The following is a 10140-nucleotide window of genomic DNA, read 5'->3' on the forward strand; positions in this document are numbered from 1 at the left end:
GACGAATTCCGGCAGTTCGCCCGGCAGGCAGCTGATGTCGAGTTCGTTCATCACGTGGCTGATGATCGCGCCGCCCAGCTTCACGGCCGGGGAAACTTCAGCGTTCACGAAGTGCAGCGGCACCTTCACGTGGATCTTCTTGTTCGGGTCGACGCGCTGGAAGTCAGCGTGCAGGACGAGTTGCTTGTACGCGTGCATCTGGAAGTCGCGCAGCAGGACCTTTTCGACCTTGCCTTCGATTTCCATGTCGAGGATCGACGAATGGAAGGCTTCCTTCTTCAGTGCGTGGTACAGCGCGTTGTGGTCCAGTGCAATGGCGACCGGATCAGCAGTGCCACCGTAAATGATGGCCGGCGTTTGACCCGCATTGCGCAGGCGGCGGCTCGCTCCGGACCCCTGCTCGTTGCGCGGGAATGCGATAACTTTCATTTTTAACTCCAAAAAGGCAAGACAGGCTTGCGATAGGCCCCCCGCGACCAGGGGGCGGGAAAACCTTCCTCCGCAAGGAGGAAGGGAAAACTTAGTCGACGAACAGCGAGCTGACGGAATCGCCCTTGGTGATGCGCTTGAAGGTTTCGGCCAGCAGGTCCGCGCAGGTCAGTTGGCGGATCTTGGTGCAGGTCTTGGCTTCGGCGGTCAGCGGAATGGTGTCGGTGACAACCAGTTCGTCCAGCGGCGAGGTCGTGATGCGCTCGATTGCCGGACCGGACAGCACCGGGTGCGTACAGTAGGCGACCACCTTCTTGGCGCCGCGCTCCTTCAGCACTTCGGCAGCCTTGGTCAGCGTGCCGGCGGTGTCCACCATGTCGTCCATGATCACGCAGTTGCGGCCTTCGACTTCACCGATGATGTGCATGACTTCCGACACGTTGGCCTTCGGACGGCGCTTGTCAATGATGGCCAGGTCGCAGTTCAGGCGCTTGGCCAGTGCACGTGCGCGCACCACGCCGCCGACGTCCGGCGACACGACCAGCAGGTCGTCGTAATTCTTCTTGATAAGGTCCGTCAACAGGATCGGGGATGCGTAGATGTTATCCACCGGAATGTCGAAGAAGCCCTGGATCTGGTCAGCGTGCAGGTCCATGATCAGCACGCGGTCGACGCCTGCCTGTTGCAGCATGTTCGCGACGACCTTGGCGGAAATCGCCACGCGGGCGGAACGCGGACGGCGATCCTGGCGGGCGTAACCGAAATAGGGGATGGCGGCTGTGATGCGGCCGGCGGACGCGCGCTTGAGGGCATCGACCATCAACATGATTTCCATCAGGTTGTCATTGGTCGGCGCGCAGGTCGATTGCAGGACGAAGACATCCTTGCCGCGCACGTTCTCGTTGATTTCCACCATGACTTCGCCGTCGGAGAATTTCGAGACGACAGCCTTGCCGAGCGGGATGCCGAGGTGCTTGACCACCCCTGCGGCCAGCTCCGGGTTTGCGTTGCCGGTAAAGACCATCAGGTTTTCAAGCGCCATGGGACACCTAGGAAATTGCGGGTTAAAAGGATGAAAAGCCGCCAAGGCATGACTTTGTTGTCTCGCGTTGGCGGCTTTGGGTTCTTCTTGTGTTTAATGGCAGGGGAACAAGGATTCGAACCTTGGAATGCCGGAATCAAAATCCGGTGCCTTAACCAGCTTGGCGATTCCCCTACACAACCTGTTGTCTGTCGCTGCGTGATGCAACGTCAAACGAATTCTGTCTACGACCCGATCAAGTGCGAGAGCGGGTGACGCTCGATCGCTTTGGCTTTCCAGGCTTTCCACTGCGCCGGTCCGGTTTCACGTGCCGCTTTCAGCACTTTATCAGCTTCATGTTCCTGCCCGAAGGCACAAAACACGCAAGCACCGGAGCCGGTCATCCTCGCATCGCCGAATTGACTGAGCCATTCAACGGCTTGTTCAATCGGCGGGAAGAGCCTTGTTGCCACGACTTGCAGGTCGTTTTTCCCGAAGCAATTGGATGCCTTGGAAAAGTCCGATATTCTGACCGGGTTTGTGTTTCTTGTCAAACCCGGATCGGAAAAAATTGCGGCAGTCGGTGCGGAAACCCCCGGTTCGATGACAACATACCAGCATTCTGGCGTGTCGACAGCGACGAGATCCTCGCCGACACCCTCCGCGAATGCATTCTGTCCAAAGATAAAAAACGGCACGTCGGCTCCGAGTTGCAGGCCGAGTTTCATCAGTTCGTTACGCGTCAGTCCGGTATGCCAAAGGTGGTTGAGGGCGATCAGCGTGGTCGCGGCGTCCGACGATCCGCCGCCAAGGCCGCCGCCCATCGGAAGCCGTTTGTCGATGGCAATATCGGCGCCTTGATGGACAGTCTGTTGGGGCGCTGCGGACTTCAGCAGTTTCGCCGCACGAACAATCAAGTCGGAATCCTCGGGCACACCTGGTACGTTCGTGATCCTGCGGACTTCGCCATCGTCGCGCGCAGTGAAATGCAGCATGTCCCCATGATCCAGCAACTGGAAAACGGTCTGCAGCAGATGGTAGCCGTCGGGCCGGCGTCCAGTGACATGCAGGAACAGGTTCAGCTTGGCCGGTGCGGGGCAATTGTTCAGCGTGGTTGCCATGTGTCGATGACGATGCGGATGGAAACGTCCCCGGCCTGCCCGGTGTGGCGGGCGAGGTCGATGCGACGGGGGCGGGAGGGGTTTTCATCGGGCCAGCTTGCATACTGAATGCGCCAGCCGTCGCGCGACTCGAACTGCGTTTCGGCCGGGCTGGCGGTGCGGCGCTTGCCGGCGCTGTCAACGGCGAAGCCCTGCAGCCATTCGCGCAGTCCGGAAACCGGCAGCGGCCATCCGAGCGTTTGTGCCGTCAGCGTATCGACGTCGGCAGCGTTGCGTTCCGATTGTCCGGCCTGTCTGAGTGTCGCACCGTCCGCATCCACTTCGACAACGGCCATCGTCTGGCCGAGCGGAGAGAGCAGGGTGACGACGGTTCGTTCCCGTGATTGCGACCAGGTAAAGCTGCCGTGCACGGCTTCTTCCCGGTTGTTCGCCTGGTAGCGCACCGACAGACGGCCGCCGATGTCGATCGCGTCGTGGAATTGGCGTTCGACACCGGGTGTTGTTGGAAGCGAGGGCGTGACCGTGGCGCAGCCGGCCAGCAGCAGGGGCAGCGCGAATGCTGCTGCCCGGGCCAGGCGAAGACTCATAGGTTGACGTTGAGGCGGGCCAGCGTGCTCTTGAGCGTGTCGTTTTGCGGATCCCGGGTCTGGGCGTCCCGCCACAGCTTTTGCGCGTCATCCTTCTGGCCCTTGACCCACAGGACTTCGCCGAGATGTGCCGCGATCTCGACGTCGGGACGCAGCTCGTAGGCGCGGCGCAACAAGGACTCGGCTTCCTTCAGGTTGCCGAGGCGGAATTGCACCCAGCCCATGCTGTCCATGATGAATGGATCGTCGGGGGCGAGCTGCAGTGCCTTGTCGACCAGCGACTGTGCTTCCTGCAAGCGGATGTTGCGTTCGGCCAGCGAGTAGCCAAGCGCGTTGTACGCATGCTGGTTGTTGGGCGCGAGTTCCATGATCTTGCGCAGCGAGGATTCCATCACGTCCCACTGGCTGCTCTTCTCTGCGGTCATCGCATAGTCGTACAGCAGGTCAGTGTTGGCCGGGTAGCGCGTCAGGCCTGCCTTGAAGACGGTCATCGCTTCCGGCAGCTGGTTTGCATCCCGCAGCAGCTGGCCTTCGGCGATGACGACTTGCGCTTCCTCGCGGTCGCCGCTGACTTGCAGCTCGTGCAGAAGCTTGCGTGCGCCAGCCACGTCACCGCGCTTGGCGATGACCTGCGCACGCTTGATCTGTGCGTTCAGGTAGGCTTCGCCGGGTTCGATCTGGGACAGCCACTTGAGGACGCCTTCAGTGTCCTTCCGCTCTTCCGCGATTTGCGCGAGGAGCAGCAGCGCCTGAGACGGGTCACGCTCGTCGTCCGGCTTGGTGGACAGGACGTTGAGGTAGGACGTCAGGTACTGTTCTGCTGCTTTCAGGTCGTTGGTCTGCATGCCGAGCACGCCGAGCGCGTAAAGCGATGTCAGGTCCTGCGGCTGGTCGCGCAGCAGGGCTTCGAATTCGGAGCGCGCCTTCGTGTATTGCTTCTGGTCGATCAGCATCCGCGCGTAGGCCATGCGGGCGTCCCGTGCCTTGGGCCACGCAGCGACGAAATCGGCGAGCAGCTTGAGGGATTCTGCCTTGTCGGGCGTCACCTGCACCAGTGAAAGGATGGCGAGTTCAGAGTCGGGCTTTGCCTTCAGTGCGGTCAGTGCTTCCTCGCGCGCGCGCTGGATGTCGCCGCGCGCATACGCACCTTGTGCCAGGGCCAGTCGCGCTTCGGGCAGGTCGAGGTAAGGCTGGAGCAAGCGTTCCAGCATCGCGAAGGCGGCGTTCTTGTCCTTGGCGCGCGCGAGCAGGCGCTGCATCTGGAAAGCGAGCAGGCCGCGTGTCTGCGGGCGGGCTTCCTTGAGGCGCTGCTCGAGGATGGGGGCCGCCTCATCCAGGTTGTCGCTCAGGATGATGAAGCTCAGGTAATACTGCGTCGCCTCATCGGAGTTCGGCGCCAGGGTGCGCCACAGGCGCACTGCGCTCAGCGCTTCGTCAGCCTGCTTCGCCGCAAGCGCCATCTCCGCCGCGCGGCGGGCCAGGCGCGGGTCACGCGTCTGCTGGGCCAGCGAAAGCAGCGTCACATAGGCCGTCTGCCAGTCGCCGCGCTGGAATGCGATTTCCGATGTGATCAGCTTGTACACCAGCTCATCCGTCAGTTCGACCGAGGGCAACGGGTCTTCCGCCTTCTGCTCGCCGGCGCCAGGGTGCCGGTGCGGAGCTGCGGGCGACGCCTTCTTGACGACAGAATCGTCAGCACTGGCCAGGACCGCAGGATTGGCGGCCATGACGGGCAGCGCGGGCTGGACGGTGCTGGTGGCACACGCTGAAAGCACGATCGGCAGAGTTACAATGAGAAGAGTGTTTTTCAAGGAAGATTCCCGGCTAATCAGGCAGCATTCATTTTACGCCCAACGGGGGCGCTATGCGCATGGGTAATATAGGGCCTTGGGGCCGTCTTATCGTCTTTGCGGACACCATGCGCGGCATGCGAATCGAATCCAGTGATACCACATTTGTCGTGCGTCAAATTTGTCTTTCTGCAAAGAGTTGTCTGAACCATGCCTGAATTGCCTGAAGTTGAAGTGACCCGCAGGGGTGTGGCCCCGCATCTCGAAGGACGGGTGGTGGCCGGCGTCACGTTGCGGCATAGCGGCTTGCGCTGGCCTTTCCCGCAAGGCCTTGGTGAGCTCTTGCGCGGTCAGCGCATTCGTACGACCGGCAGGCGTGGCAAGTACCTGCTGATCGGATTCGACCATGGCACGCTGATCGTGCACCTCGGGATGTCGGGCCACCTGCGCATCCTGCCGGCAGGGACGCCCGCCGAGAAACACGACCATTTCGACCTCATCGTCGACGGGCAGGTGATGCGCATGACCGATCCGCGCCGCTTCGGGGCGGTGCTCTGGCATGCGAAGGAGGATGGCCTGGTGGACGAGCACCTCCTGCTGCGCGGCCTCGGCGTGGAACCGCTTGGCGAAGCGTTTTCTGCCGGATTGCTGTACAGGATGACGCGACGGCGCAGCGCGCCCATCAAGCAAGTGTTGCTTGCCGGAGACATCGTTGTCGGTGTCGGGAACATTTATGCGTCGGAGAGTTTGTTCAAGGCGGGCATCAATCCGCGTACCCCCGCACACCGCATTGGGCTCGCCCGCTATGAAAAACTTGCGGCCGCGATTCGCGAAACACTGGCTGCCGCCATAGAGAAAGGCGGCAGCACCTTGCGCGATTTCATGGCTGCGGACGGCCAGCCCGGCTACTTCCAGCAAACCTATTTCGTCTACGACCGCACCGGCGAACCATGCCGGATTTGCGGCGCGCCGGTGCGCGCCATCAAGCAGGGGCAGCGCTCCACCTTCTACTGCCCAAATTGTCAAAAATGAGTGCGGGTGCTAGATTCGTACATTCATACAGTGTTAGCTTGGGGAAATTGTGAGCAATCTGGTACAAAAGTTCCAGGAGTACAGCGGTTGGCGGAACAACGTCATGGCCGCGCTCGAGCGCTATCGCGCCTGCGTCAGCGCCGCGGACCTTGCCGACCCGGTCAGCGACCAGCATTTCTCGCGCCTGAAGGCCCGGCTGACGGACGACAAGCTTTCGATTGCCTTCGTTGCGGAATTCTCGCGCGGCAAGTCGGAATTGATCAACGCCATCTTCTTCGCCGATTACGGGCAGCGCATCCTGCCCTCGTCGGCAGGGCGCACGACCATGTGCCCGACTGAGTTGCTGTACGACGAGACGTTCCCGCCGTCGATCCGCCTGCTGCCGATCGAGACCCGCGCCGAAGCCGCGTCGACCAGTGATTACAAAGACATCAACCATGTGTGGACGGTGCTGCCGCTCGACATCAACTCCGGCGAGGGAATGCTTGATGCGTTCAAGCAGGTCAGCCTCACCAAGCGCGTGCCGGTCGAGGAAGCGAAGCGCTACGGTCTGTACCACGAAGACGATCCGGATGCGTCGCTCGCGGTGGGAGATGACGGACTGGTCGAAATCTCGCAGTGGCGCCACGCGATCGTCAATTTCCCGCATCCGCTGCTCAAGCAGGGGCTGGTCATCATCGACACTCCGGGCCTGAATGCGATCGGCACGGAGCCGGAACTGACGCTGAACCTGATCCCGAATGCGCATGCAGTGCTGTTCATCCTGGCTGCCGATACCGGCGTGACCCGCAGCGACATCGACGTCTGGCGCGACCATATCGGCGGCGGTCCGGCGCGCCTTGTCGTGCTGAACAAGATCGACAGTATGTGGGACGAACTGCGTACGGCGGAAGAAGTCGAGGAACAGATCGAGCGTCAGGTAGGGACTGTCGCCCATACGCTGAACCTGTCCACGCACCAGGTGTTCCCCATCTCCGCGCAGAAGGGCCTGGTCGGCAAGGTCAACCGTGATGCGGCTCTGCTTGAAAAGAGCCGCCTGCCTGCACTCGAGTCGGCGCTTTCGGAAGAACTCATTCCCAGCAAGCGCGAAATCGTGCGCGGCCAGCTCGAGACCGAGGTGAATGAACTGACTGCAGCCAAGCTCGCGCTGCTGGCCTCGCGCAGCCGCAATGTCGTCGAGCAGCTGGTCGAGCTGAAGAGCCTGCGCGGCAAGAACCAGACGATCATCGAACACATGATGAAGCGCGTCGACCTCGAGAAGAAAGAGTTCGACAGCAGCCTGCTCAAGCTGCAGGGCACGCGCGCGGTGTTCACGCGTCTGTCGACGGAAGTCTTCACCAGCCTCGGCATGGACATCCTCAAGGCTGAAATCCACAATACCCGCGAGGCAATGGAAAAGAGCAAGTTCTCGTCCGGCATGCGCTCCGCGGTGAAGGATTTCTTTGCCCACGTTCGCAATAACCTGACGCTGTCCGGTCAGAAAACCGACGAGATCACCGAGATGATGACGGTGATGTACCGCAAATTCTCCACTGAACACGGGCTTGCGCTCTCCGCGCCGATGCCGTTCTCCCTCGAGAAATACCTCAAGGAGATCGAGCTGATCGAAAGTGTGTACCACAAGCAGTTCGGCGCCGCGGCCATGCTCACGATGCCGCAAGTTTCGCTGATGACCAAGTTCTTCGACTCGATTGCATCGCGCGTGAAGCAGAGCTTCCTGCAGGCCAACCGCGACGTCGAAGCCTGGCTGAAAGTCGTCATGGCGCCGCTCGAAGCGCAGATATGGGAACACCGCTCGCAGCTCAAGAAGCGCCGCCAGTCCATCGAACGCATTCACGTCGCCACCGACAGCCTGGAAGAGAAGGTGCAGGCGCTGGAAGAAATGCAGGCTGAAATCGAAGGGCAGAAGCGGGAGCTGCATGGTCTCGAAGCGGACCTCAAGGGCGCCATTGCCGCGGAATTGTCCGCGCTGAAAGCGGCGGCATAGATGAAGCGGGTGGCAGGGGCGCCGGCAGTGCAGGCTGTGGGCGCCGGCAAGGCATTTGAGGACCCGTCGTTTTCGCAGGCCGTCATCCGCTGGCAGAAGCAGCACGGCCGGCATACGCTTCCCTGGCAGAACACAACCGACGCCTACCGCATCTGGCTGTCGGAAATCATGCTGCAGCAGACCCAGGTTTCCGCGGTCATTCCTTACTATCTCCGTTTCCTCGAACGCTTTCCTGACGTGGCTGCGCTTGCAGCGGCACCGTCGGAAGAGGTGATGGCGCACTGGAGCGGCCTCGGCTACTACTCCCGGGCGCGCAACCTGCATCGCTGCGCGCAGCGCGTGATGGCGGAGTTCGGTGGCATTTTTCCATCCGATCCCGAATTGCTCGCTGACTTGCCCGGGATTGGCCGGTCAACGGCGGCAGCCATTGCGGCCTTTGCTTACGGCGCGCGTGCCGCGATCCTGGACGGCAACGTCAAGCGGGTGTTCGCACGCGTATTCGGCATCGAAGGCTTTCCCGGGGCGAAGCCGGTGGAAGACAAGATGTGGCTGCGCGCCGTGGCCTTGTTGCCGGAAAATGATATCGAGTCTTATACGCAGGGCTTGATGGACCTCGGTGCCACGCTCTGCACGCGCAGCAGTCCATCGTGCAACCGCTGTCCGTTATCGGAGCGCTGTGTCGCCTCCGAAACCGGACGCACGCATTTGCTGCCAGAGCGGCGGCCGAAGAAGACCGTGCCGGAAAAATCGACAACCATGCTGGTCATCACCCATGACAGGCATGTGCTGCTGGAACAGCGTCCGGATGAAGGAATCTGGGGTGGCCTGATGTCGTTGCCCGAAGTCGGCGTTGGCGATGTGCCGGGTGAAGTCTTTGCATCAAGGTTTGGCGAACCCGAATCGTCTGAAAAGCTCGCGCCCTTCTCGCACGTGTTCACGCATTTCAAACTCCACATTTCGCCTTACCGTGTGCGGCTTGCGCAGCGCTCGGGCTTGGCGGGGCAATCAAGCCACCTTTGGTACAGTGCTGACCGCCTTGCCGACGCGCCCTTGCCCGCGCCGGTAAAGAAGCTGTTGCTGGCTGTCTTCCGCGAAGGCGACCTGCTCAGTCGTTGATCCACTCCACCCGGTTCCGCCCGAGTTGCTTGGCTTGGTAGAGCGCGGAATCGGCACGTGAAATCAGGTCGGTGATCTTTTCCCCGGGCCGGTACTGCGCCACCCCGATCGATAGGGAAATGTGCTTTTGCGCCAGGATCTTCTGGAAATCGAGGAAGTGCGCATATACCCGCAGGCGCTCCGCATGCATCACCGCTCCCTTGACGTCAGTGTCTGGGAGGATCTGCATGAATTCATCGCCGCCGTAGCGACCCAGGATGTCGGTGTCGCGAATGCTTTCCCGAGCCACGCGGGCAAATTCCTTGAGGATGGTGTCGCCGACGAGATGGCCGTTGTTATCGTTGATTTCCTTGAAACGGTCGATATCGATCAGGCAGATCGTGAACGGGATGCCGTTGCCGTCGGCGTGCAGCTTGGCTTGTTCAAGTTCCGCCTGCAGCTGCCGGCGGTTGTAGAGACCGGTCAGTTCGTCGCGGACGGATTTTTCTTCGTAGTGTTCGAGCTGGTAGCGCGTTGCGCGCAGCAGCTGGCGCATGTTCTGGATCTGCTTGCCGACAATGATCATTCCCGGCAAGGTGAGCGCCAGCACGAACCATTGCGCGAGGTCGGCGCGGAAACCGAAGTCATGGGCTTCCACCTGCGCGCGCACCACAATGATGCCCAGGTAGGCGCCGAGGCAGCCAAGCGAGAGCAGGATCAGTGACGCAGTCGACAGCCGGAATATGCCGAACGAAAAAGCGATCAGCATGAAGGGAACGAGCGCAATCTGCGTCGACCGTTCGACGTAGGCCACGCCAAGCATGATCAGCAGCGAGGCGACCAGTTGCGGCAGCATCAGGCTCGGTTCATGGAAGCGCTGGTTCCACCCGAAGCGGAAGACGCAGTAGAAGAGCACGACCACCGCCACGACGATCGCTGCAACACCCGTGAAGGTCAGGCCGCTGATGAATCCCTGGCGGTAGAAGATGTACAGGCTCACCGCATACAGCAGCGATATGAGACTGATCGGCGAGATCTGCGGAATGCGCACGGGCTGCATGTTCTTGCGGCGGGTGGT

9 protein-coding genes and 1 tRNA gene are annotated in these 10140 nt (G+C 61.2%); 3 read left to right on the forward strand and 7 right to left on the reverse strand.

Going from position 1 to position 10140, the window contains the following annotated elements; genetic code table 11:
* From AYR66_RS10735 to AYR66_RS10760, 6 genes are all read right to left on the reverse strand, one after another.
* The coding region (locus AYR66_RS10735) for a 50S ribosomal protein L25/general stress protein Ctc (RefSeq protein ID WP_141104213.1) at positions 1–429 on the reverse strand (429 nt) is incomplete at its 3' end.
* Positions 430–520: 91 nt separating this feature from the next.
* Complete coding sequence (locus AYR66_RS10740; RefSeq protein ID WP_088707482.1) at positions 521–1471, reverse strand: ribose-phosphate pyrophosphokinase; 951 nt, start codon at positions 1469–1471, stop codon at positions 521–523.
* Positions 1472–1568: 97 nt separating this feature from the next.
* Positions 1569–1645, reverse strand: a tRNA-Gln gene (locus AYR66_RS10745).
* A gap of 50 nt (positions 1646–1695) precedes the next feature.
* Complete coding sequence (gene ispE / locus AYR66_RS10750) at positions 1696–2571, reverse strand: 4-(cytidine 5'-diphospho)-2-C-methyl-D-erythritol kinase (protein ID WP_088707483.1); 876 nt, start codon at positions 2569–2571, stop codon at positions 1696–1698.
* Complete coding sequence (lolB, locus tag AYR66_RS10755; protein WP_088707484.1) at positions 2556–3158, reverse strand: lipoprotein insertase outer membrane protein LolB; 603 nt, start codon at positions 3156–3158, stop codon at positions 2556–2558. The genes ispE and lolB overlap by 16 nt, the downstream gene beginning before the upstream one ends.
* Positions 3155–4969, reverse strand: a complete 1815-nt coding sequence (locus AYR66_RS10760; protein WP_170942116.1) for a tetratricopeptide repeat protein — start codon at positions 4967–4969, stop codon at positions 3155–3157. The genes lolB and AYR66_RS10760 overlap by 4 nt, the downstream gene beginning before the upstream one ends.
* A gap of 189 nt (positions 4970–5158) precedes the next feature.
* Between AYR66_RS10760 and mutM the strand changes: the two genes are divergently transcribed.
* Genes mutM through mutY form a run of 3 tightly spaced genes read left to right on the forward strand, consistent with a single transcriptional unit; the run spans position 5159 to position 9083 of the window.
* Entirely contained in the window at positions 5159–5980 is an 822-nt protein-coding gene (mutM, locus tag AYR66_RS10765) for a bifunctional DNA-formamidopyrimidine glycosylase/DNA-(apurinic or apyrimidinic site) lyase (RefSeq protein ID WP_088707486.1), read from the forward strand.
* A gap of 49 nt (positions 5981–6029) precedes the next feature.
* A complete protein-coding gene (locus AYR66_RS10770; protein WP_170942117.1) occupies positions 6030–7967 on the forward strand; it encodes a dynamin family protein in 1938 nt (645 codons plus the stop codon).
* Entirely contained in the window at positions 7968–9083 is a 1116-nt protein-coding gene (gene mutY / locus AYR66_RS10775) for an A/G-specific adenine glycosylase (RefSeq protein ID WP_088707487.1), read from the forward strand.
* Here mutY and AYR66_RS10780 read toward each other — a convergent pair.
* Positions 9073–10140, reverse strand: a 1068-nt coding sequence (locus AYR66_RS10780; protein ID WP_234814875.1) for a GGDEF domain-containing protein, incomplete at its 5' end; no start/stop codon positions are given. The genes mutY and AYR66_RS10780 overlap by 11 nt on opposite strands.

Origin of the sequence: Noviherbaspirillum denitrificans (genome assembly GCF_002211445.1) — a bacterium.
Lineage (GTDB): Bacteria > Pseudomonadota > Gammaproteobacteria > Burkholderiales > Burkholderiaceae_D > Noviherbaspirillum > Noviherbaspirillum denitrificans.

Bases quoted from the DNA above. Each gene is read 5' to 3' on its own strand.
- mutY (WP_088707487.1), top strand. From the start codon at position 7,968: ATGAAGCGGGTGGCAGGGGCGCCGGCAGTGCAGGCTGTGGGCGCCGGC.
- mutM (WP_088707486.1), top strand. From the start codon at position 5,159: ATGCCTGAATTGCCTGAAGTTGAAGTGACCCGCAGGGGTGTGGCCCCG.
- lolB (WP_088707484.1), bottom strand. From the start codon at position 3,158: ATGAGTCTTCGCCTGGCCCGGGCAGCAGCATTCGCGCTGCCCCTGCTG.
- ispE (WP_088707483.1), bottom strand. From the start codon at position 2,571: ATGGCAACCACGCTGAACAATTGCCCCGCACCGGCCAAGCTGAACCTG.
- AYR66_RS10740 (WP_088707482.1), bottom strand. From the start codon at position 1,471: ATGGCGCTTGAAAACCTGATGGTCTTTACCGGCAACGCAAACCCGGAG.